Origin of the sequence: Streptomyces sp. NPDC048337, assembly GCF_043201175.1 — a bacterium.
Taxonomy (GTDB): Bacteria; Actinomycetota; Actinomycetes; order Streptomycetales; family Streptomycetaceae; genus Streptomyces.
Genome location: NZ_JBICYR010000001.1, coordinates 270,840 through 292,987 on the forward strand (window position 1 = coordinate 270,840; position 22,148 = coordinate 292,987).

21 protein-coding genes are annotated in these 22,148 nt (G+C 72.4%); 10 read left to right on the top strand and 11 right to left on the bottom strand.

Annotated elements, in window-relative coordinates:
• Window positions 1-35 precede the first annotated feature (35 nt).
• Complete coding sequence (locus tag ACGFYU_RS01305; protein ID WP_393825164.1) at window positions 36-1,643, bottom strand: alpha/beta hydrolase; 1,608 nt, start codon at window positions 1,641-1,643, stop codon at window positions 36-38.
• Between the two features lie 178 nt (window positions 1,644-1,821).
• Here ACGFYU_RS01305 and ACGFYU_RS01310 point away from each other — a divergent pair, with 178 nt between their 5' ends.
• The gene (locus ACGFYU_RS01310; protein WP_393825165.1) at window positions 1,822-2,469 is read left to right on the top strand and encodes a CatB-related O-acetyltransferase; all 648 of its coding nucleotides are present in this window, start codon (window positions 1,822-1,824) and stop codon (window positions 2,467-2,469) included.
• 5 nt (window positions 2,470-2,474) lie between these two features.
• Complete coding sequence (locus ACGFYU_RS01315; protein WP_393825452.1) at window positions 2,475-3,335, top strand: PhzF family phenazine biosynthesis protein; 861 nt, start codon at window positions 2,475-2,477, stop codon at window positions 3,333-3,335.
• 84 nt (window positions 3,336-3,419) lie between these two features.
• Here the strand turns inward: ACGFYU_RS01315 and ACGFYU_RS01320 are convergent, their stop codons facing one another.
• The gene (locus ACGFYU_RS01320; RefSeq protein WP_393825166.1) at window positions 3,420-4,262 is read right to left on the bottom strand and encodes a tyrosinase family protein; all 843 of its coding nucleotides are present in this window, start codon (window positions 4,260-4,262) and stop codon (window positions 3,420-3,422) included.
• A complete protein-coding gene (locus ACGFYU_RS01325) occupies window positions 4,259-4,654 on the bottom strand; it encodes a tyrosinase cofactor (RefSeq protein ID WP_393825167.1) in 396 nt (131 codons plus the stop codon). Before ACGFYU_RS01325 ends, ACGFYU_RS01320 begins: the two co-directional genes overlap by 4 nt.
• A 168-nt stretch (window positions 4,655-4,822) precedes the next feature.
• On the opposite strand from ACGFYU_RS01325, the gene ACGFYU_RS01330 reads away from it, so the two are divergent.
• The 3 genes from ACGFYU_RS01330 to ACGFYU_RS01340 all read left to right on the top strand — a co-directional run bounded on the left by ACGFYU_RS01330 (window position 4,823) and on the right by ACGFYU_RS01340 (window position 8,593).
• Window positions 4,823-5,590 (top strand): DUF4190 domain-containing protein, encoded by a 768-nt coding sequence (locus ACGFYU_RS01330; protein ID WP_393825168.1) that lies wholly within the window; start codon window positions 4,823-4,825, stop codon window positions 5,588-5,590.
• Between the two features lie 196 nt (window positions 5,591-5,786).
• A complete protein-coding gene (locus ACGFYU_RS01335; protein WP_393825169.1) occupies window positions 5,787-7,961 on the top strand; it encodes a PIG-L family deacetylase in 2,175 nt (724 codons plus the stop codon).
• Window positions 7,962-8,095: 134 nt separating this feature from the next.
• Window positions 8,096-8,593 carry a hypothetical protein gene (locus ACGFYU_RS01340; RefSeq protein ID WP_393825170.1) on the top strand — a complete coding sequence of 166 codons (498 nt, stop codon included), beginning with the start codon at window positions 8,096-8,098 and terminating at the stop codon, window positions 8,591-8,593.
• Window positions 8,594-8,614: 21 nt separating this feature from the next.
• On the opposite strand, the gene ACGFYU_RS01345 is transcribed toward ACGFYU_RS01340, so the two are convergent.
• Window positions 8,615-10,096 (bottom strand): hypothetical protein, encoded by a 1,482-nt coding sequence (locus ACGFYU_RS01345; protein WP_393825171.1) that lies wholly within the window; start codon window positions 10,094-10,096, stop codon window positions 8,615-8,617.
• A 197-nt stretch (window positions 10,097-10,293) separates the two neighbouring features.
• Here ACGFYU_RS01345 and ACGFYU_RS01350 point away from each other — a divergent pair, with 197 nt between their 5' ends.
• Window positions 10,294-11,823 (top strand): DUF6056 family protein, encoded by a 1,530-nt coding sequence (locus ACGFYU_RS01350; RefSeq protein ID WP_393825172.1) that lies wholly within the window; start codon window positions 10,294-10,296, stop codon window positions 11,821-11,823.
• A 13-nt stretch (window positions 11,824-11,836) separates the two neighbouring features.
• Here the strand turns inward: ACGFYU_RS01350 and ACGFYU_RS01355 are convergent, their stop codons facing one another.
• Both ACGFYU_RS01355 and ACGFYU_RS01360 read right to left on the bottom strand, forming a co-directional pair.
• Entirely contained in the window at window positions 11,837-12,049 is a 213-nt protein-coding gene (locus ACGFYU_RS01355) for a hypothetical protein (RefSeq protein WP_393825173.1), read from the bottom strand.
• A 155-nt stretch (window positions 12,050-12,204) separates the two neighbouring features.
• The gene (locus tag ACGFYU_RS01360; protein WP_393825174.1) at window positions 12,205-14,121 is read right to left on the bottom strand and encodes a tetratricopeptide repeat protein; all 1,917 of its coding nucleotides are present in this window, start codon (window positions 14,119-14,121) and stop codon (window positions 12,205-12,207) included.
• A 637-nt stretch (window positions 14,122-14,758) separates the two neighbouring features.
• Here ACGFYU_RS01360 and ACGFYU_RS01365 point away from each other — a divergent pair.
• The gene (locus ACGFYU_RS01365) at window positions 14,759-15,271 is read left to right on the top strand and encodes a hypothetical protein (RefSeq protein WP_393825175.1); all 513 of its coding nucleotides are present in this window, start codon (window positions 14,759-14,761) and stop codon (window positions 15,269-15,271) included.
• Between the two features lie 105 nt (window positions 15,272-15,376).
• On the opposite strand, the gene ACGFYU_RS01370 is transcribed toward ACGFYU_RS01365, so the two are convergent.
• On the bottom strand, window positions 15,377-16,087 hold the full coding sequence (locus tag ACGFYU_RS01370) for a hypothetical protein (protein ID WP_393825176.1): 711 nt from the start codon (window positions 16,085-16,087) through the stop codon (window positions 15,377-15,379).
• 310 nt (window positions 16,088-16,397) lie between these two features.
• Between ACGFYU_RS01370 and ACGFYU_RS01375 the strand changes: the two genes are divergently transcribed.
• Entirely contained in the window at window positions 16,398-17,999 is a 1,602-nt protein-coding gene (locus tag ACGFYU_RS01375) for a TROVE domain-containing protein (protein WP_393825177.1), read from the top strand.
• Window positions 18,000-18,028: 29 nt separating this feature from the next.
• Here ACGFYU_RS01375 and ACGFYU_RS01380 read toward each other — a convergent pair whose 3' ends face one another.
• Complete coding sequence (locus ACGFYU_RS01380; RefSeq protein ID WP_393825178.1) at window positions 18,029-18,730, bottom strand: DUF4232 domain-containing protein; 702 nt, start codon at window positions 18,728-18,730, stop codon at window positions 18,029-18,031.
• A gap of 186 nt (window positions 18,731-18,916) precedes the next feature.
• Complete coding sequence (locus ACGFYU_RS01385) at window positions 18,917-19,375, bottom strand: Lrp/AsnC family transcriptional regulator (protein ID WP_393825179.1); 459 nt, start codon at window positions 19,373-19,375, stop codon at window positions 18,917-18,919.
• A 77-nt stretch (window positions 19,376-19,452) separates the two neighbouring features.
• On the opposite strand from ACGFYU_RS01385, the gene ACGFYU_RS01390 reads away from it, so the two are divergent.
• Together ACGFYU_RS01390 and ACGFYU_RS01395 are read left to right on the top strand one after the other, a co-directional pair.
• The gene (locus ACGFYU_RS01390) at window positions 19,453-20,538 is read left to right on the top strand and encodes a Glu/Leu/Phe/Val dehydrogenase dimerization domain-containing protein (RefSeq protein WP_393825180.1); all 1,086 of its coding nucleotides are present in this window, start codon (window positions 19,453-19,455) and stop codon (window positions 20,536-20,538) included.
• A 3-nt stretch (window positions 20,539-20,541) separates the two neighbouring features.
• On the top strand, window positions 20,542-20,895 hold the full coding sequence (locus tag ACGFYU_RS01395; RefSeq protein WP_393825181.1) for a VOC family protein: 354 nt from the start codon (window positions 20,542-20,544) through the stop codon (window positions 20,893-20,895).
• A 43-nt stretch (window positions 20,896-20,938) separates the two neighbouring features.
• On the opposite strand, the gene ACGFYU_RS01400 is transcribed toward ACGFYU_RS01395, so the two are convergent.
• Together ACGFYU_RS01400 and ACGFYU_RS01405 are read right to left on the bottom strand one after the other, a co-directional pair.
• Window positions 20,939-21,115: a hypothetical protein gene (locus tag ACGFYU_RS01400; RefSeq protein WP_393825182.1), complete on the bottom strand. Its 177-nt coding sequence runs from the start codon at window positions 21,113-21,115 to the stop codon at window positions 20,939-20,941.
• A gap of 253 nt (window positions 21,116-21,368) precedes the next feature.
• The gene (locus ACGFYU_RS01405; RefSeq protein WP_393825453.1) at window positions 21,369-22,127 is read right to left on the bottom strand and encodes a MerR family transcriptional regulator; all 759 of its coding nucleotides are present in this window, start codon (window positions 22,125-22,127) and stop codon (window positions 21,369-21,371) included.
• Window positions 22,128-22,148: the final 21 nt, after the last annotated feature.

Below are 22,148 nucleotides of genomic sequence, written 5' to 3' on the forward strand. Positions count from 1 at the left end.
GGCAGTCCTTGAGCGGGACTCAAGACTGCCGGTGCTCAGTGGAGGGTGGGGATCATGTCGTGCGTCTCGTCGGCCTCGATGCCCGTGAGGCGGCGGCCGGGCGGGGCCGGGGGTGTTTCGTCCGTGCAGACCGTGCCGCGTGCGGGTAGTGCCAGGGTGGCGAGGTAGGCCGTGACCAGGGTGCTGACGCATGCGCTCCGGTTGTACGCGGTGTGTCCCTCGGCGGCGAAGGTCAGGAGCCGGCCGTTGTCCAGTGTCCGAGTGAGGGCAACGGCGTCCTGGTAGGGGGTGTCCGGGTCCCCCGTCGTGCCGAGGACCAGGATCGGGGCGGAGCCGGCCGCCCGGTAGGAGCCCTCGAAGCGGCTCGGGCGCTCCGCGGGCCACTGGGCGCACGTGGGCGCGTGGTTGTGGTCGTAGGTGGGCGGCCCGAGGCCGATGGGGGGTCCCAGCAGCGGAGCGGCGGCGACGTGGGCGCTGACGCGCGCGCCCAGGAGCAGGGGGCCGGTCGGGTAGACGCGGTCGGCGCACTCGACGGCCGTGTTGACGTTGAGGAAGTCGAAGGACGCGGGTGAGGGCGGGTTGAGGAGGAACGAGCCCTGGTGGGCCTGGGCCGCGCGCAGGGCCTGTCCCAGTTCGGGCCAGATCTCCTTGCCCGCGTTGATGTTGAACATCAGGCGGTAGGCGAGGGTGTAGCCGGTGGCCGGGCGCCCGCTCGCGGTGATGACCGGGTCGGCGTCCAGCGCCCGCTTGAGCTGTTCGAAGGCCTCCCGCGGCCGCCCTTCACCGAACCCGCACGTGGTGGCGTTCTGCGCGCACCAGTCCAGGAACCGGCCGACCGCCCCGTCCAGGGCGACGAACTGCGCGGCGTCGTACGCGTACGGCACGTCGGCGTAGCGCCGCGGATCATAGGCACCGTCCAGGACCATGGCGCGGACGCGCCGGGGGAACTGCGCGGCGTAGACCGTACCGACGTAACTGCCGAAGGAACGCCCGTAGAAGGAGAGCGTCTCCTCGCCGAGGGCCTGCCGCAGCAGGTCGATGTCCTTGGCGTTCGAGGCGGTGCCGATGAACGGCACGAGGTCGCCGGACCGTTGCAGACAGGCGGTGGCGAAGTCCAGGCCCTGCCGGATGGCGCCGCGCAGGGCCCCCGGGCCCGGCACGCCACGCGCGGCATCGACGGCGGCGGAGTACTCCTTGTCGTTCCAGCACTCCACCTGTCCGCTGCGCGCCACACCGCGCATGTCGTACCCGACGACGTCGAAGGCGTCGCGCAGGGAGGCGGGGAGCGCGTCGTAGCTGTTACGGGCGAAGTTCACCCCGGAGTTCCCGGGTCCGCCGGGGTGCAGCACCAGAACACCGGTGCGGTGGGCCCGGTCGGCGGCGAGCCGCCGGGTGACCGCGAGCGGGATCGTACCCCCGGTGGGCCGGCGGTAGTCCAGCGGCACCTGGGCGGTCGCGCACTCGAACCCGTCGCCGGGCTCGTCGCAGGGGCCCCAGGTCAGGACCGGAACGGGCGGGGCGGCGAGGGTCGTCGCCGTGGCGGCCCCGGGCGTCGCCCCGAGGAGCGAGGTGACCGCGATCAGGATGAGGGATATCCCCCACACCACTCGCTTGCGTGGGCGATCGGCCAATCGGCTCTGCATGCGGCGATCCTCCGTCATGGGTGGGGGTGTAGCGGGCGACAACGTAGCCCCCGGCCACCGCCCGTGACGGCCCACCAGGAGTTGATTCCTCCCTACCACCAGGGGAAGCATCCGGCTACAACCAGGGTTGTACGCTCCCGGAAACGCTCGGCCCGACGCCCTGAAGAAAGCGACCGCCATGAGCCACCTGCCCCCGGACCCGACGGTGCTCCACCCGTTCCCCGACCAGCCGCGCGTGGTCCTGCTGAAGCCGCTGGTGACGTCACCGCTGATCGAGGCCGGGGAGTACTCCTACTACGACGACCCGGAGGATCCGACCGCGTTCGAAACCCGGAACGTGCTCTACCACTACGGCCCGGAAAAGCTGGTCATCGGGAAGTTCTGCGCGCTGGGAACGGGGGTGCGGTTCATCATGAACGGCGCCAACCACCGCATGGACGGCCCCTCCACCTTCCCCTTCCCCATCATGGGCGGCTCCTGGGCCGAGCACTTCGACCTGATCACCGGCCTGCCGGGCAGGGGCGACACCGTCGTCGGCAACGACGTCTGGTTCGGCTACCACACCATGGTCATGCCCGGAGTACGGATCGGGCACGGCGCGATCATCGCCTCCGGGAGCGTCGTCGTCGACGACGTCCCCGACTACGCGATCGTCGGCGGCAACCCCGCCAAGGTCATCCGCACCCGTCACAACGACGAAGACATCGCCCGCCTGCTCGATCTCGCCTGGTGGGACTGGCCCGTGGAACACCTCACCGAACACATCCGGGTCATCATGTCCGGCACCATCGACGACCTCGAAAAGATCGCGGGGATCGGCCGTTGACGGGTATGCCGGGACTGCGCGTCGCGATCGTCGGCGCCTGTCTGCGGGACGGTACCGGTGGGAGCCCGACCGCGGTGCTGGACGAGGCGCCGATCGGTGACGAACAGCGTCGCCGTGTGCCGGGTCTGGCGGGGACGTCGCATGCCGTCTTCGTCTCTGCGCCCGGCGGGCCCGAGGGCGGCCCCGTCTCCTTGCGCTTCTTCACCTCGGAGGGAGAACTGCCGGCCTGCGGCCACGGGACGGTGGCTGCCCTCGCGTTCCTCGCCGCGAGGAACGGGGGCGAGCGGTACCGGACCACGCTGCACGCTTCGGGGCGGGTCTTCGGGGGCTGGTCCCTGTGGGACGGAACGGAAGCGGACGCCGCCTTCGAACCGGGCCCCGTCACCTTGCGGGAGCCCCCGCGGGCCGAGTACGAGGACGTCCTCGCGGCCCTCGGCGTCCCCGCCCACGCGCCGGCACCCGGCGCCGCCATCGCCTCGGTGGGGCGGCCCCGGCTGCTGCTGCCCCTCGCCACCAAGCACGACCTCGCCGCGCTCGCCCCGGACTTCGACCGGCTGCGCACAGCCTGTGATCGGCTCGGGCTCCTCGGCTGCTACGTCCACTCCGTGCCGGAGCCCACGGGCCGGGTCGCCGCCCGCATGTTCGCCCCGTCGATCGGAGTCCCGGAGGACATCGCCAACGCCAACAGCACCGCCTGCCTCGCCGCCCACCTGGCGGGGCGGGGCACCACCCGTATCGCCGTGGACATGGGGGACTCCCTCGGCAGCCCCGCCACGATCACCGCGACCACTCGGCCCGGACCCGCCGGCCCGCTGATCCGCCTGGGCGGCACCGCCAGACTCCTGCGCGTACTCCGGCTGCCCTGACGAAGACCGGGCGTGGGTGCGGTCGGGGCGGCGGGGATCTCGTGGATCACCGTACGCGCGGACCGCACCCCCGGGCGAACCGCGCTACCGCGGGCGGCCGGTGGCTTCGGTGTCGAAGGTGTAGAACCTGCGGTGGTCGAGCAGGTCGGACGGGGTCACGTTGTTCCACGGCGGCAGGGTGGCGTGCAGGTCGACCACGTTCGCGGTCCGGCCGGCGGGCAGGTAGGTGGACTTCGGGTGTCGGGCCTGCCATTCGGCCCAGAGCATGTCGATGAAGGCGTGGTGCATCCAGAAGACCGGGTCGTTGGGAGACGCCGCGGTGGCCATGTGGCCGCCGATCCACACGTGGACGCGGTTGTGGAGGCCGGTACCGCGCCAGCCTTCCAGGTTGTTGCGGAAGCCGTTGGAGGCGCTGTTCCAGGGGGCCATGTCGTAGTCGGCCATGTCGAGGACGGCGTTCACCTCGGCCTTGGTCGGCAGCTCGGGCGCGCCCGCGCCCAGGGTGCGCCGCAGGTACTGGCGCTGGTCCACCCCCACGGTGATGGCCCACTTGCCCGCCGAGTGCGCGAAGGGCCCGTCGAGCACCTGCCCGTCCCGGGCCCGGCTGGTGCCGCCCATGAAGTCCGCGGCCCAGAGGGAGGAGGCGGGGGTCCGGTCGACGGTCCAGTCCCAGTAGGGGATCGAGACCTTCGGATCGACCTTCTGCAACTGCGCTTCGAAGTCGAGCAGGAAGCGGCGGTGCCAGGGGAGGAAGGAGGGTGAGCGGTGGCCGACCCGGTCGCCGGAGTCGGAGTCGCTCATGAGGAAGTAGTTGTGGGCGTTGACGTACCGGTCGTAGACGCCGGTGCGCTTGAGTTCGAGCAGCGCGTTGGTGAAGGCGCGCTTCTCGTCGGCGGTGAGCGTGGCCTGGTTCTTGCGGACGGTCACAGCTTGACCTCCTTCGCTACGAACGGGACGAGGGCGGCGCCCTGGAGGTCACGGACGGCGGCGCGGGCGGCCGAAATGGGATCCTTGAACGTCTCGTAGTGGTTGACGACGGTGACCCAGGTGCCGTCGGCATTGCGCATGAGGTGCAGCTCGTTGCCGTCGATCTTGATGGTGGGCATTCCGACACCGTGGTGGCCACCGGCGCCGAGGGTGATCTGGATGCGGCGGCCCTCGTAGACCTCGTCGATGCCGCCGGTGGGTATGGAAACGGGCGATGCGGGTGCGCCGGCCGCCTGGTCGGGGGCCTTCGAGGACTTGCAGGCGGTGAGTCCAAGTGCGATGGCTGCACCGGAGGTTATGCCCAAGGCCTGCCGGCGGTTGATCTTCTTCATGGCTTGAATAGGTATCAGAAGGGGCTGACCAGCAGATCAGTGCCCCAGCCACGCACATCGGCACCGGCCGCGTCACCGAGCGCGCGGATCGGGCCCCGGCGACTTTCCGCGGGACCGGCCGAATAGCATGCGCCCACGTCTCCCCTCTGAGCAAGGAGCTCCACCCGCATGTCCATACCACCGCAGCCGCCGTCGTCCCCCGGGCCGTACGGACAGCCGGGGCAGCCCGGGCCGTACGGCGGCCCGCAGGGCTGGTATCCGCCCCCGATGCAGTCGGAGAAGACCAACGCGCTGGCCATCGTGGCCTTCGTCATGTCGCTCGTCTGCGCGCTGCCGTTCGTCCCGCTGATCCTCGGCATCGTCGCCCTCTCCCAGATCCGCAGCCGAGGCGAGAAGGGCAAGGGCCTGGCCATCGCGGCCATCGCCATCCACGGCGCGACCATCGCGTTCTACGCGATCTTTCTGGTCCTCGGTCTCTCCGGAGCGCTGGACGACGGCCCCGCGCCGAAGCGGGACACCGGCGGCAAGGTCACCGACTCCGGGTCCAGCAAGGTGAACGACATCCGCACGGGGGACTGCTTCAACACGGGCGGCGATCTGGCGGAGTACCAGGACGAGGACGGCGGCCAGGCCTCCATGTCCGTGCGCATCGTGCCCTGCGAACAGCCCCACGAGGGGGAGGCGTACGCCGTCTTCAACCTGGAGGACGGGCCGTTCCCGGGCACCGAGAAGGTCACCTCCGCCGCCGAGGAGAAGTGCGGCGGCACCAAGCTCACCGACTACGTGGGCCCCAAGGCCAAGCTCTCCGAGAAGCTGGAGGTCTACTACTACTTCCCGCAGGCTGCCACCTGGGCCCTCGGCGACCGCGAGGTCACCTGCTTCCTGGGGGACAGCAGCGGCGCGAGCACCGGCTCGGTCCGCGCCACCGGTTCCTGAGCCGCCACCGGTCGGACGCCGCCGCCCGCCGACGCAGTCGCCCGCTCGGCGGGGGTGGCACGCCCGACCATGTGGCCATGCTCAAATATCAGCTGATATGCATAAGTTGGCGATTTGTCCATTTTAGGGATGTTTGCTGCGGTATCCATCCTTGATGGTGTGTCAGTCAGATGGACGTGAGGCATAATCGGCGGCCGTGCACCGGCTGACCTCCCAGGCGGGCTTCCGCACCGGACCGATCCTCAAGGCGTTTCAGATGTCCCTGGCCAGGCGCACCCGCCTCGCGGCCTCCCTCGCCGTGCTCTCCGTCGGCGTCGCCGGCGTGGCGGCCTGGGCCTACGGGGACGGGGCCGCACGGCGGCCCGCCGCTGTCGCCGAGGCCGTCCCCGCGAGCGTGACCGAGGGCTCCGTCCTCCAGGTCGTCGCTCACCCCGACGACGACCTGTTCTTCATGAACCCCGATGTGAGCCGCGCCATATCCACGGGCGTCAACGTCACCACCGTCTACCTGACCTCCGGCGAGTCCGACGGCCGCAACGAGGCCCACAGCCCGCACCTGGAGGACGCCGCGCGTCCCGCCGACCGCGCCGCGTACGCGGAGGCCCGGCAGAACGGCATCCGGGCCGCCTACGCGGAGATGGCCACCGGTGTCCGCACCAGCGCCTGGAAGCGGACGGCCGTACCCACCGCCGGCGGCGGGAGCGCGGAGGTGGACGTCCTCGTCGCCAGGCCCGAGGTCAACCTCGTGTGGATGGAGCTGCGCGAGGCCCGCAGCATCTCCGACGACAATCCGGACAGCCTGCGCGGCCTGTGGGACGGCCGGATACCCGCCCTCGGCGCCCAGCTGGCCTCGGGTACGCCGGTCAAGCAGGCGTTCTCGTACACCAAGGACCAGGCGATAGACGCCATAGCCGGGGTGTTCCACAAGTACGCGCCGACGACGATACGCACGCAGGACCCGACCCCCGGCCGGTCGGAGGGGAGCGGCGCCTTCCTGGACCACCAGGACCACATGTACGGCGCCCGCTTCGTCCAGGCGGCCGCCGAACGCTACGCGAAGTCCGCGAACCGGCCGCACTTCTCGGTCCAGAACTACGTGAGCTACCCCAACAGCTCGCTGCCCCCCACGCTCGACCCGCGGACGGCCGAGGAGAAGCTCGGCTACCTCAAGACCTACGCCTGGACGGACCACCAGGACTGGTGCGGCAGCCCCGCCGGATGCGGCGACCGCAAGACCGCGACCCGGCCCGCCGGAGCCGGCTGGAGCCAGACCATCCGCTACAGCCGGGGCGACGCCACCTCCTGGATGACCGAGGGCGTCTCCGGCCGGCTGTGGGCCTTCGCCGTTCTGGACGGCCGCATGGCGTACTGGTCGCGCGGCGGCCCGCAGGCCCCCTGGGAGGGCCCCGCCTTCCTCCCGGGGACGGGCATCGACGCGGGCGCGACGGCGGTCCGCCTCCCCGACGGCAGGCTCGCGGTGTTCGCCACCCGCACCACCCTCGGCACGACACCGCAGGACTACGGGCGGGACCTCGTGTACGCGGTCCAGGCCGCGCCCGACGGTGCGTTCGGCCCCTGGCAGTCGCTGGGCAGCCCGGACGCCGCCGACCGTTCCCGGACCTCGGCGATCAGCGGACCGTCCGTGGGCGTGGACCGGACCGGCCGGATGACGGTGTACGTACGGGACTCCCGGCGGACCCTGCGCGCCCGTGCGCAGGAGGCCCCGGAAGGCGCGTTCGGCCCGTGGCAGGCCCTCGGCGGCGCCGGCCTCCAGGGCGACCCGGTCACCGCGACCGACGCTTCGGGGCGGCGGCACGTGTACGCGGCGACGACCGGGTCCGTGCTGGCCTGGGTCGAGCGGACCCCGGGCGGTCCGCTCGGCGCCCCGGTGCAGACCGGGCTGCCGCAGACCACGGGCGTGCTCTCGGCGGGCCCGGAGGGCGACGGCGTCCGCCTGCTCTTCCGCCGGCCCGGCACGGGCACCGTGGTGACGACCCTGACGGCCCCGGCCACCGGGGACGGAGCCGCCCCCGGTTTCTCCCCGGTCGCCGAAGCGGGCGGCCAGGCCGGCTACGGAGCCGTGGGCGTCGCGGGCCGCCTGCTCGCGGGCCGCGCGGGCACGGGCACGATCGGCGTGACCGGCACGGACGGTCCGCCGTCCTGGCAGGAGTCCCAGATGCTGTACACCGGCGCCCCCTCGGGCGTGGTCGGGTCGGCCGGCGGCCCGTCCCTCGCGGCGGTCCTCGGGCTGGACGCCGAGCTGCACGTCGTCGCGGTGGCTCCTCCGGCCGGATCCGGGTCCTCCGGGAGCCGGCCCCCCGCTCCGTGGCACCGGGCGGTCCCGCCCTCGACGGTCGCGCCGCTGCCGTAGCGACCCGCCCCGGGGCGTACACCCGCCGGAGCCCCAGCGGTGGCCGCGCGGGTCGGGTCGGGTGAGGATGGCGGCCCGACCACGTCGCAGGCCGACGGCGGCCGGGGCCCTGACCAACGGACGATCGGGCTCCCGTGACCCCCTTCCGCATCTCCCACCGGCGCGTGCGCGCGGGCACCGTCCGCGCGGCGGCGTCCATAGCCTCAGCCGCCACCCTCGCGGCCCTCGCCACCGCCTGCCGAAACGACACGGCACCGGCCTGGGGCTACCCGGACCTCAGGGCGACCCTGGGGTCCTTCTCCCGGGCCCTCGACGCGCCCTGCGACGAGTCGGCGCCCGCGACCTGCGTCGACGAGCTCGACCGGCTCGGCACGCTGGCCGACGTCGCGCACGGCGAGGTCCTCGACCACCGGCTGCTCGGCCCCGGATACGTCGAGGCGCTCCACGCCCTGGACCGGGCGCGAGCACTCCGGGCCGCCGCCGCGGCACAGGCCCGCGCGCGGCGCGATCCGCACCACCCGCCGTTCCGGCGCGCGGTGGCGGCGGAGCGGCGCGCGTACGAGCGGCTGCTCGCCGTACTGGAGGGCGTCCGCACCGCTCCGCCGCCGGGCGAGGGGACGGAGCCCGTCTGACCCAGGGCTCGCCCGGACGACCTAGCGCCGCGAGGGCGGCGTGGGAAGGGCCGTCCCGTCGAGCGCCACGAGCGAGAGGACGGTGATCGCGCCCGTCCAGGCCAGCGGAGCGATCGACGCCGGCCTGCCCGCTCCGTTCACCTTCTCCGGCAGCTCACCGAGCGGGTTCCGCTTGGAGAGGACCCAGTCCAGGACCCGGCCGGCCTTCGCCGGCTTCCCCGTACCGGCCCAGGCGAGCGCGAAGAAGGCGGTACTGGGCGTCCAGGCGTCCCGGCCCCAGGGAGCCGTGGGGTCGTTCCCGGGGGTCAGGCCCCCGTTGGGCAGTCGCAGCGCCGCGTACGTGGCGTCGAGTGCTCGCGGCAGGTCGGCCGGGGCCGCGTTGAAGGGCGGGGCCATGAACGCCACCGCGCTGTCGTGCCCGTGCCGCCCGTCGGCGGTGCGCCGGTAGCCCAGGGGCGCGAACTTCGCGGCGATCCCGGACGAGAGCCGCGCGGCGGCGCCGGCCCAGCGCGCCGCGTCGTCCGGCCGGCCCGCCTCGGAGGCGAGGTCCGCGGCGGAGTTGAGCCCGGCCAGCAGGGGAGCCGCCGTACCGATGTTCGCCGTGGCCGTCGCCAGCTCCCAGTAGTCGGGGGAGCCCGGTGGCAACCCGTCCGCCCGTAGCGACGCCGCCGTGCGGTCGGCCGCCTTGCGGATCATGGGGTACAGCGCGGCCAATCGGGCCGGGCGGCCGGCCCGGGGCGCCGCCCGGTACCACTGCCAGGTGGCCCACGGAACCCAGCCGTTGGCGTCCAGCTGCCACCGCCTGCCGTCCGGCGGGCCGGATCCGTCGAGCTTCGTACGCGCCTCCCAGGTGCCGTCCTCGCGCTGGGTCGCGGCGCTGTGGCGCAGGATCCGGTAGGCCTCGGCGTCGTGGCCGGTGTGCGCGAACGCGGCCGAGGCGAAGCTGGAGTCGCGCGGCCAGTTGTACTTCCAGCCCGGGGTCCAGCCTGCCGCCAGGGCGCCGTTCGGCTGGAGCAGGGCGCGCATCGACAGCAGGGCCCGCTCGGCGGCCGCCCGCTGCTCGGGCGATCTGCCCGGAACCCTGCCGGACGCCAGCCAGGCACGGCTCTGCGCGATCTGCAGCCGGGCCGCGGGATCGCCGGAGTCCACCACGACCGACGTCGTCCGGCCGGCGGGGAGGTACTTCCACCGGCCGGACGGCAACCGCAGCACGTTGCTCCCCGCGAGGTACCGGGCGCCCTTGGCGGTGGACGGCGAGACGCCCTCGGCGGCGCTCGCGTTGGAGAGCAGACCGACGGTGGGGGCGGCGAGCAGCGACACCGGCGCGTAGCTGCCCTCGGCATCGCCGTGGCTCTGGTGCCCGAGGGGCCTGACGAAGAGCAGCGGCCGCTCGTCACCGGCGGAGCGGCCGGCCGGGCGGTCCGCGGCGCACACGGGAAACGCGGAGGCCGCGGCCAGGGACGCCGCGACGACCGCCCAGCGGACGAGCACGACAGCGGGCAACGCCACTCCTTCCGTCGAGTCCCCATCCTCGAAGAGCCGCGCGGACCCCGCCACGGCACGGCCACCGCCCGGGTGATTCGGCGGCGCACCGGGGTCCGGCGCACTCGTGTCCCGGCGGCCCGCGCCGACCGAGCATGCACAATCGGCGGACATATCGTCCGATCATCCGGCCGCGCCTCGCTGCAAAGGGTTGGTGCATGGGAACTGCTGCGACGGAGGGCGAGCGCGCGGGCGAGCGCGAGGGTGGGGACGGGGGCCGGCTGCCCCGTCCCGCCGGGGCGCTCCGCAGGCTTCTGCCGGCCGTGGGCGGAACCCTCGTGGCGGCCGCCGGTGGCCTGATCGCCGTCGGATGCTTCCTCGGACTCTACGTACGCCCCACCTCCGACGACTGGTGCGTCGCCTGGAAGGCCCGGGACCTGGGAGTCGCCGGCATCACGTCCGACTTCTACAACACCCAGAACGGCCGGATCGCCAACGCCTTCCTGAGCGGAATCGTCTACGGCGACGGACTGGCCGGACCCAAGATCCTGCCCACGGTCATCGCCGTCACCTTCACCCTCGGCCTGGTCCTGCTGGGCCGTGAGTTCATCCGGCTCCGCGGCGGCGCACCCCGGCTACCGGCCCTCTCGGCCCTGGCCGCCTGCGCCGTGGTCGTCCAGGCGCTGCTCTACTACGGTGGCCCGCGCAGCTATCAAGTGCTGTTGTGGGCTCCCGCGACCATCTCCCACACCATTCCCAGCGTCATCGGACTGTGGACGCTCCTGCTCGGCATCCGGACCGCCCGCAGCCCCCGGGCCGCCGTCCGCAGGGCCGGCCTCGCATCCGCCTTCCTCGCCGGTTTCGTGCTCGGCACGCTCAGCGAGCCGTTCGCGCTCGTCAGCGGCCTGCTCGCGGCCGCGGCCGGGCTGCCGGCCCTGCCCCGCCTCGGGTTGGCGCGGAACCGGCATCCCGTCACCTGGTGTCTGTGCTACTGCTCCGGCCTCGTATGCGGCCTGATCGTGCTCTACACGTCACCCGGGGCCCGGTGGCGCCGGGCACAGCAGCCGGCCAAGGAGTCCCTGCTCTCGGCGGGTGAGCTCAGGGGCACGGCCGGGGACTGGCTGCGCATGTGGGACTCGGTCGCAGGCCAGTGGGCCTACCTCGGCGCCGCCGCCGCCGGTGTCCTGCTGGGCCTCTGCCTCGCCGCACCCGCCGGACGGGAACCGCGACCGGCCCTCTCCCGGAGGATGGCGGCCACCCTGCTGCTGCTCCCCGTACCCGTGGTGGCACTGGGGTCGTTCGCGGTGGTCGTCGGCCTGCGCAGCGGCTACGGACCGAGCGGCTGGACGTACGCCCGTACGTGGACCAGCTACCTGGTACTGATGGAACTGGCGTTGTGCGTCTACGGCTCACTGCTCGGCCAGTGGGCGGCCGACCGCTTCCCGGCGCTCCGCCGGAGGACCGGCACCGCCGTGGTGGCGGCGGGCGCGCTGACGCTGCTCGCGCTGGCCGCCCTCGTGCCGAGCCTCCAACGCCTCACCACCGCCACGGTCACCCACGCCGTGGCCTGGGACGCCCAGAACTCCCGCATCCGCACCGAGGTCGCCCGCGGCACCGAGGACGTCGGCTACCGGCCCCTGTACATCGGGGACCTGGCCGAGCCCTTCTTCACCTCCGTCTACGCGCGCGACTGGGTCGCCGCCTGCGTATCGAAGTGGTACCGCGTCGACCGCATCCACCGCCTGTGAGCCGGTGGTCGTGTCAGGGCTCGCGGCCCATGACGCGACGGGCCGCCTCGGCCTCCGCCGCGGGGGGAGACAGTTCGTCGAGCGTGTCGAGCTCGTCGTCCGACTCCAGCTCCTGCTCCCACTCGGACGCGAGCCGCTCCTGCTCCTCGCGCGGTTTCCCGGTGAAGGCATCCCGGAGGTGCGGGTCCAAAGCCGCGAGGAAACGTCCGACCGCGTCCGTCGGCATGCCGTACTCCTTCTCGCCGTGGGGGAGGGGCGGCGGCAACCGCGCTGCCGCGCCCGGCCCAGGATGGCGAACCCGCCCGGCGTCGGCGGCTCGACACGGCGCGTCGCCACCCGAATGCCTGCGGCAGCCGCCCCCCACGGCTGCCGGTCGGGGGATCAGCGGGTGCGGCCGAAGAGGCGGTGGAGGAGGGAGCGGGGCTTCGGGTCCTGCGCGGTGTCGGTCGGCTCGGCTGCCGACCGGCGGGCCTCCAGCGCGGCCGTGATGTCCGCCCGGCGTTCCGCGTCGTCCGGCGGGGACTCGGCGTGGAACTCCGTCGCCGCCTTCAGCATCGTCCCGGCCAGGTCGAGGAACTTCTCGTGCAGCCACGGGCAGGCCAGGACGAGGTGGCACAGGGAGGCGAGGATCGTCGCGTCGCGCTCCTGCCACGCCTTGCCCACGGCCATCATGCGGTCGACGAGGCGGGCCCCGATGTCCTCGCGGGACGCGGGGTCGGCCCAGGCGGTGGTCAGGAGTGCGAAGCCCGCGGCCTCGTTGGTCCAGTCCTCGGGGCCGAAGAGCAGGTCCAGGAGGAGGGCCCTGCGCCGGGACTCCTGCCAGGGCTCGTCCGCGCGGTGGTGGGCCAGGCCCAGGCACGCGAAGGTCTGAACCGCCCGGACCCACAACTCGGGTTGGCGACCCAGCAGGTACGCCCCCTGCTCGTCCTCCCGGGGCAGCGGCGGGTGCACGCACACGGCCAGCAGGTCCTCGGCGGACAGGCCGGAGAGCCGTACGGCGTGGTCGTACGCGGAGCCCGGATCCGGCCAGCCCAACGCGGCGACCTGCCGTACGAGTTCGGCGGCCTCGGGCGACGGCGGGTCGACCGCGGGATGGGCGTCGAGACCGTCGAAGCGCCACAGGACGGTGTCGACCGGGTACTGAGGAACCCGGGGATCGGGCGAGGGCACCCCCTGGTAGTCGATCTCCGAACGCGGGAAGCCCATGCGCAGGGCCAGGCGCGTACTGGGCGCCTCCAACGCGGAGCCGAGCAGTTCCATCCCGTGGTCGCGGGCGCTCTCGGGGTTGGCCAGCATCTGGTGCAGTACGTTGACGCTCGCCTCGAGCGCGTGGTGCACGTGCCCGAGCCACGGCTCGTCGTCGCAGAGCCCGCTCAGGAGGTGGGCCGCGTAACCGTGGTCGGGGTGGGCGCGCAGGTGGTCGGAGAGCGCGAGCAGGTGCTTCGTACCGCCGTCGACGGCGTGACGCAGGGCGAGCGAGGCAGGCGCGGCCTTGGGGTGGTCGGGTTCCGTGGCCAGGGCCCGGTCGAGCCAGGCCAGGCCCTCGGAGGGGCGGCCGGTCTGCCCGTACAGCTCGGCGACGTCGACGTACAGGTCCAGATCGGAGGGGTCACGGGCGATCTCCGCCTCCCACACGGCCAGGGCCTCGTCGGGACGCCCGGAGGCGCGCAGCGCGGAGCCGAGGACGACGGCCGGAGCGTGGCCCGGCTCGAGCCGTTGGGCGTGCTCGGCCCAGGCGATGGCGTCGGAGGTGTCACCGAAGCGGCGCGCGAGCGTGGAGGCCAACGCGTGCAGCAGCGAGTGCCCGGGGTTGGCGGCGACGGTGGCTCTGACCAGTGCGTAGAAGGGCCGGACGCCGTCGAGGAGCTGCGGTGGCAGCGGATCGGGCAGGTTGCGGGTGAGCCCGGCGACGGCCCGGGTGACGGCGTCGGGCGAGACCCGCTCGGGCAGGCCGGGGTCGGCAAGCCAGGCGACCTGTGCCCAGGGGCGTACGGGGTCGGCGCCGATCACCGCGGCGAGCGCGGAGAGGGCGGGCTCCCACTGCCCGGCGGCCGCGTGGAGCTGGGCGACGCAGGCGACCGAGCCGATGTAGGCCTCGTCCGCGGGGAACAGCTCCAGGGCCGCGGCGTGACCGCCGGCGGCCGCGACGAGCTCGGCCAGGGCCTCGTAGGCGTCGGGGCAACGGGGGTCGGCGGTCAGCGCGTTGCCGAGGTGCTTCGCCGCGTGCGCCAGTTCCCCGCTGTCGATGGCGAGGCGGGCAACCGCCACCTCACCCTCGGCTTCGAGCCGCTCGTCCATCTGTACGTCTCCCCCTGCCGTGGTGATCGCTACGAAGGTAGCCCCCGGGCACGACCGCTCCCACCACGGGGTGCCCAGCGGCAGGATCAGCCTGTGCGAGCTTGGCCCAATCGCCGTGGTCGTCCGACAGCAGGCCCATCCACCAAGAACCCGGCACGAAGTTCGGGTACGCAGCCACCCCGCGGAGCCCGAACTCCGCCATGACGGCGGGCCATTCCGCAGCCCCGCAGGGTGACAGCCCCGACTTCGTGGAGCGGCCCGCGTTCTCTCCGAGCCGGGCGCGAGCGATCAGCGCCCCCACCCTCGACCATCTCGGCGCGACTGCGCATCCATGGCGCGAACCGCTCTCCCCACGCGGTCGAGTCCTGTGACATGGCCGCACGTGTCGCCCCGGGGTCATAGACCCATCCCACCCGGGCCGAACCGATACGCCCCTCGGCTCCTTGCCGCCTGGTCATCCCCGGACCTGACGCCCTGTCATACCGACCGGTAATTTCAGCCAATTCCTCACCCGGGACTGACATGCTCCTGACAGTTCACGGTGGCTGTGGGACCCTCCCGGCACGCACTCCGCACCATCTGAGAGGCCCAGCGCCTCGCCTACCCCCACCGGATACGTGGCATGGAGGAGCGAATCATGAGGCACGTCTCACGCATCGCCGGGATCGCGACGCTGGCCGTCGCGGCGGCCTTCGCCGGAACCGGCACAGCCCTCGCGCACGGCGCAGGCGGCTCGGCCGCCGACCTCAAGGCCGACGGCGTGATCGTGGTCGCCGGCAGCAGTTGCAGCTGGACCAACGCGAGCACCAGCGCGGCTGCCCCGGCTGCCCTCACCGTCGACCGCAACACGATCAACGCGCCCGGAGGCAACCTGGCCTGTGGGGGTGGCATCGCTGCCACCCTCAACAACAACCCCGCTTTCACCTTCGACGACGCGGCCGGCACGGCGCGGACCGATCTGATCGACATCACCGGCAAGCAGAGCTTCATCTCCTGCCGCTACAAGGCGACGAACATCGTGTGGAACCGCGACGCGACGACCCGGAAGTACGTCAACCAGGCCTTCACCGCCACCAAGACCTCGGGCAGCTTCCTGTGCCCGGGCTCGGTCACCACGGCGGCCGGGGACGCGTCCGTGCTGTTCCACTGAGCCGGCGGTTCGCCTACTGCGGCCGCCTCCTGAGCCGGAGTTCCAGGGCCCGGTCCGGACCCTGCCGGTCCCCGTCCCAGGAGGCGGCCGATCCGCCCGCGTCCGTCAGGATGCCGCGGCCGCGTAGTGGTCGAGGTACTTCTGGAGATGGGGGGCCAACGTGGCGTCCGGGTTCGTGGTGTTCAGGTGCATCCACAGCTCGTTCTCCACGACGAAACGGAAGGCGAACTCCTCGAACGTCGAGGCGCACCGCACCAGAGAGTCGGCGGCTGCGGCACGGAACTCGGCCGCCTCCGTCCCGTTCAGCTCCTGCCCGTCGAACTCCAGCTCCAGGTGCGAGCAGACCACGAACGTCTCACCCGAGGGGCGCAGGTACAGGTACCAGATGACGCAGTCCTGCTGATCCCGCAGGAACCGTATGAGGCGGGCACCGTCCTCGGCCGGGCTCTGCAACGGTCCCGACAGGTCGCTCCAGCAGGCCGTCACCGACACCTCGTCGAACGCGCGGCAGAGGCTGCCGCTGCCGTAGAAGGTGCGGAAGTCAGCCGGTAGGCGCAGGCCGAGGGGCGCCAGGCTCGCTTCCACGGACGCGAGGTCATCCCGATGGTCCGCGTCCCCGTCCGGCGCACCCGCCCCACTCAGCCACCGGAAGGTGCCGTCGAGGGTGCCGGGGTCCAAGGAGGGCAGGCTCTCCAAGGGGTAGACCTCGTAAGTGAATTCGCACGGCCGGTGGGCCCCCAGGTCGGTTGCGCACCAGCCGGTGGGGAAGCGGAGGGGCGCGGGAGCGGATGCGGATGCGGCTGTGGATGCGGACATGGAGGTTCCCTTGGGTGGTGCCGGTCGAGCGGTACGGTCACATCCTCCTACCCGCCACTGACAACGGACTTTTAATCGTTGGTGTGCGGCCGACGGCCCTTGTAAGTTGCCACTGCGACCGCGCCTCCGATGCGCTCGGCTGCGGCTACTTCCTTCTGACAACCAAGTGACGCCGCCGCCCCTTTGATCTCGGCGGGCGCGGGCGCGTCTTCGCCCCGTCGGACCTTTCGTCCGGGGCCGTCCCATCCTTTGAATCCCGGGGGATTCGCTGCCTCGTTACACCCCACGCGTCTCCAAGGTCTGGTCCGAGATGCTCGTGGCCCCGCACGTCTCGGCGGCCGCCCGCTCCCTGCCCCCACCCTGGCTCCACCACGCGCCCGCCGGGTCGCACTTCCGCACCTACGAGGGTGGCCCGGCCTTCGTCCGGGAGCCCCGCGAGGAGCTCTACCTCCTCGCGGTCGGCAACTTCGTCTCCCAGCGGACCTTCTACGAGAGCGGCCATGAGCGGGACGACCGGTACGCCCGTCTCGTCGGTGAACTCGCCGTCCAGGACCCCGAGTGGACGGCCGGCCTGCTGCGCTGGCTGCGCGCTGAGGGCAACATGCGCACGGCGTCCCTGGTGGGCGCCGCCGCGTACGTGCGCGCCCGGCTCGAGGCCGGGGCGTCCGGAGGCCCGTCCAACCGGTCCGTGATCGACTCGGTGCTCCAGCGCGCCGACGAGCCCGGTGAGCTGCTCGCCCACTGGATCTCGGCGTACGGGCGGAACGTGCCGATGCCCGTGAAGCGGGGCATCGCCGACGGCGTACGCCGGCTGTACACCTCCCGGTCCCTCCTCAAGTACGACACCGCCTCCAAGGGCTTCCGCTTCGGCGACGTGCTCAACCTGGTGCACGCTTCCCCCGACCCGGACAAGCCCTGGCAGGGCGCGCTCTTCCGGTACGCCCTGGACCGCCGCCACCACCCGGAGCAGGCGGTTCCACCTGCCTCCGACCGCCTGCTGACCGCCCACCGGGCGCTGATGGAGTCGGCCGCGGACGAGCGCCGGGCGGTGGTGACCGGGCCGGGCGGCTCCGAGCGGCTGGCCGCGGCGGGCATGACGTGGGAGGCCCTGGCGGGCTGGCTCCACGGACCGATGGACGCCGCCGTCTGGGAGGCCGTGATCCCCACGATGGCTCCGATGGCGCTCCTGCGGAACCTGCGGAACTTCGACGAGGCAGGGGTCTCGGACGACGTCGCGGCCCGGGTCGCCGCCCGGCTCTCGGACGCCTCCGAGGTCGCCCGGTCCCGGCAATTCCCGTTCCGCTACCTGGCCGCCCACCAGCACGCGCCGTCGCAGCGCTGGGCGGCCGCGCTGGAAGGGGCACTGGGGCACTCGCTGGCCAACGTACCGTCCCTGCCCGGCCGGACCCTGATCCTGGTGGACCGGTCGGACTCCATGTTCTGGGACACCGTTTCCGAGCGGTCCAAGCTGAACCGGGCTGACGCGGCTGCCGTGTTCGGCGCCGCGCTGGCCCTGCGCGCCGAGCACGCGGATCTGGTGGAGTTCGGCTGGAACAGTGCCGAGGTGCCGTTCGAGCCGGGTGAGCCGGTGCTCGAGGTGCTGAAACGGTTCCACAGTCTCGGAGGCACCGAGACCACGAAGGCGGTGCGGACCCACTACCGGGAGCACGACCGGGTCCTGATCGTCACCGACGAGCAGGCTGCCCCCTACCGCCCCGGCAGGCCGGTCGAACCGGTTCCGGCCGACATCCCGGTCTACACGTGGAACCTGGCGGGGTACCGTCCCGCCCACGGCCCCGCCGGCCCCCACCGGCACACCTTCGGCGGCCTCACGGACGCCGCGTTCCGCATGGTCGGCCTCATCGAGGCCGGCCGCGGGTCCGCTTGGCCGTGGGCCGCCGATCCGGCCTGATCCCAGAGGGCGGATCCGAATGGCGTGGCTCAGCTGTTGCCCGACCGGAACAGGAAGTCCTCGACCGCGCGGAGATCGGTGTTCCAGTACGTGACCCGGGGCGTGGGTCCGACCGTGAGGGAGCCGACCTCCGCCGACAGGCTGATGTCGAGCGGCGCGGCATCCCTGTTGCCGTTGAGCACGCGGTCCTGGTAGCCGAGGGAGAACGACGTGACGGTCCTCGTCTCCTGGCCGGCTCGGAAGACGAAGACTCCCGCGTACGCCTTCTCCTTCGGCCCGATCGTGGCGATGGCCCGCGGCTTGGACTCCATCGGACTGACCGGACCCCCGCTGTCGGTGCCGAAGCGGACGTACGGGTAGTGGTAGAGGGTGCAGGCCTTGCCGGTGATGTTGGCGGCCGTGATGAGGAGGTGCTGGCCCGAGTCCTGTCGCCACCCCGACGTGGAGATCGAGAGGTCGTTGTCGTTGCAGGCCGCGATGGTGGTGTTCCCGCCACCGCTGGGGGCGGCCGAGCCGCCGCTCGGGCTCTGCGAGGCGCCGGGCGTGCCCGCCCCGCCGGGCTGGGTGGTGCCGGGCGTGCTCGGGGTACGGGAGGGTGCGGGGGTGCCGGAGGCGGTGGGGCTCTTGTCGTTGTCGGTGCCGCCGGACTCACAGGCCGTGGACGAGAGGAGCGCGGCGATGGCCGCGACCCCGAGGGCGTAGGTCTTCCAGTTCTTGTGGGCAGTGCGCATGGTGGCCCCCGTGTGCCTTCACATGGCTCGAATGGTGTGGTCGCCCTTCGGTTCTGCCCTGCGCAATCGCTGAGATTCTCCCCCCGCGCGACCGTTACGCACTCAGGACGCGAAGGTCACCATTCCGCCCAAGTGGCCATGGGATGTCCGGTTGTTCGACGGGGCGCCCGGTGGTTGCGGGATACGTCACGGTGTGAGGGGTGGGAGTACCTGCTTGTGGGTGTGCTGGTAGATCACGGAGGTACGGAATCCGACGACCTCGCGGCGCTCGGTGAACTTGTCCATGAGGAAGCCGTGGAGATAGTCGACGCTGGGAACGGAGACGTGCACGATCATGTCGTCGCCGCCGGTGACGACGTAGACCGTGCTCACCTCGGGCAGTCCGGCGGCATAGCTCTTGAACGCCTCGATGACCGCCCGGCTGAGGGGGCGGATCTGGAAGTGGATGAGCGCCTGGACGTGGCGGTTCAGGGCGGCCGGGTCGACCGCGGCGTGGTAGCCGGTGATGACCCCGCGGGCGCGCAGTGCGCGGATGCGTTCCAGGCAGGTCGACGGGGCGATGCCGAGGGCGCGGGCGAGGTCGCGGTTGGTCTGCCGCGCATCGCGCTGCAGATGCCGGACGATCGCCGAATCAAGTTCGTCCATGAGGCGATTATGGCCGCCGTGTCGAATGATGTTCGGTTCATGGCCATGAGCCTTGTCGGAACGGCTAATTTGACGGCATGACAGCCGCACTTGAGGAAGCTCTGTCCCTCAACATCCCGAATCCATCACATGAGTTGGTGCAAGTCGTACGGGGTCGTCGCAGCGGACTCGCGATCTGTGTCGCGATCCACTCGACCGCTCTCGGCCCGGCAGCCGGGGGGTGCCGGATCGCTCACTACGCCGACCCCTCCGCCCCGGTCGCGGACGCGTTGCGGCTGGCGGCGGCGATGACCGAGAAGAACGCGCTGGCCGGGCTGGACCACGGCGGCGCGAAGGCGGTCCTCGCGCTGCCGACCGTGCCCCGGCCGGCCGGAGCGGAGCGCACGGCGCTGCTCCACGACCTCGGCGACGCGATCGAAGCGCTCGGCGGCCGCTACATCGCGGGCCCGGACGTGGGAAGCGGCCCGGCTGACATGTCCGTGATCGGCGAACGCACCACGCACGTCTGCTGCCGGCCCGTCGAGGACGGCGGCAGCGGCGACTCCTCCCTCCACACCGCGCGCGGCACCCTGGCGGCACTGGGCGCGGTGGCCGACGAGGTCTTCGGCTCACCGGAGCTCGCCGGCCGGACCTTCGGGGTGATCGGCCTCGGTGCGGTCGGCGCCCACGTGGCCCGGCTCCTGGACCGGCTGGGCGCGCGGCTCGTCGTGACCGACGTCAACCCGGCCGCACGGGGCCTGGCCAAGGAGCTGGGTGCGACCTGGGTGGATCCGAAGGACGCCCTCGCCATGGAGGTCGACGTCCTCGTGCCGGCGGCGCTCGGCGGCCTGCTGACCGCCCGCACGGTGCCGCTGCTGCGGTGCGCCGCCATCGCCGGCCCGGCCAACAACCAACTCGACGAACCGGCCACCGCCGACCTCCTCGCGGCACGGCACATCCTCTGGGCGCCGGACGTGGTCGTCAGCTCCGGAGGCGTCATCCACGCCACCGGTGTCGAACTGCGCCGGGAATCCGAGGAACGGCTGACCGAGCGCATCCAGGGCATCGCGGCCACGCTCCGCGAGGTCTTCCACACGGCCCGGACCCACCGGACCACACCCGCGATCGCCGCCGGGCGACTCGCCGGGCAACGCGTATCCCAGACGACAACACAGGAGGGCTGACCCATGGCGAACCGCTGGGGCGGAGTGACCATCGACTGCGTCGACGTGGAACGGGTGGCGAGCTTCTGGAGCGTCCTCCTCGACCGCAAGAGGGGGCCGTCGCGACCCGGCTGGGTCTACCTCGGCCACCGCGACGACCCGCAGCCCCGCCTCGTCTTCCAACCTGTCACCGAGCCGCGGCAGGGCAAGGTACGCGTGCACCTCGACGTCATAGTCGACGACATCGACGAGGGCATCGCCCAGGTCATCGCCCTCGGCGGACGGTTCACCGGCGAACGGCACGACTACGACGAGGGCGTGGTCGTCGTGATGGCCGATCCCGAAGACCACGAATTCTGCCTGGCCCAGCACTACTGACCGGCGCTGAGGCGACGGGCTGGGCCACTTCCCGTACGGGAGCTCAGCCCATCCGGTTCGCGGCCGAGAGGTGCTCGTCGCAGTTGTGAGACTGCAGGGGCGCCCCGGATCCCACCGGATAGACGCTGATCCCGCTGGTGATGCGGTTCTCCCCGCCCGCCGCCGACGTGGTGATCAGCGGCGTCGTGACGACCGAGCCGCCCCGGTCCAGCAGGGGCACCGATGCGGCCTTGGCCGGATCACGGCGATCGACTGCCCTGCGGTGCGCACCCCTACCTCGCACGCCCGGGGGGACGGGCCTGCCCGATCCCGGCTGCAGGGCCGCCGCGCTGAATGGCGTCGATCTCGACCTGAATCCCGGCGAGATCCACGCGCTGCTGGGCATGAAGGGGGCCAGCAAGTCCACAAGGCCACGAAGTTGAGCGGGATCGGCCAATGCCAAGTGGGTCGGTTGGATCGTGTGGAGGATTCCGTCATCGTTGCGGCACGGGTACACCCGCAGCGCGGAGCTTGGCCTCGGTGAGCGCGGTCAGCCGGGCCGCGGCCGGCGCCTGGTCCTCGCGGTGGTTGTTGATCAGCTTGTACTGGGCCGAAGCCTTGGCCCATGCCCGCAGGCTGGCGCGATCCCCCTGCAGCGCGGGGTTGGCGAGGTAGCGGTCGGCCATGGCGATCGCGAGTTCTTCGATCCTCGGGTCGTCCGGTTCCCAGCTCTCCGCCTCCCGGCCGCGCTTGATCAGATCAACATACTCGGGGTCGTCGAGCCCGTGCTCGAGCTGCGTCAGGAAGCCGTCGAAGCCCTCCGGCACCAGCGCCCGGGCCAGCACCAGGGCCTCGCGCTGCGCAGCCACGTAGTCGGGGCTGAAGCCGAGTCCGGGCATCCGGTCCAGTACCGCGCAGGCGCGGTCGGGCAGCAGGGCCCGGTCGCCGTCAGCGAGCCGGTGCAGCGTGTCGCGGCGGGCGACCAGTTCATCGATGCGTTCGGTGAGCTGCCGCTCGACGTCGGTGAGCGCGGCGCCGAACTGCGCGGCGTCGGCGTCGAGCATGGGCCCGATCTCGGCCAGCGGCACGCCCGCGGCGGCCAGCGTCCGTACCTGCACGAGCTGCAGCAGCTCGCCGGATCCGTACCGCCGGTAGCCGGAGCTGTCACGTTCCGGCTCCGTGACCAGTCCGAGCTTGTGGTAGTGCCGCACCGTCTTCACCGTGACGCCTACGAACGCCGCCGCCTGCCCGATCGTGACCCCGTTCCTGAGTTC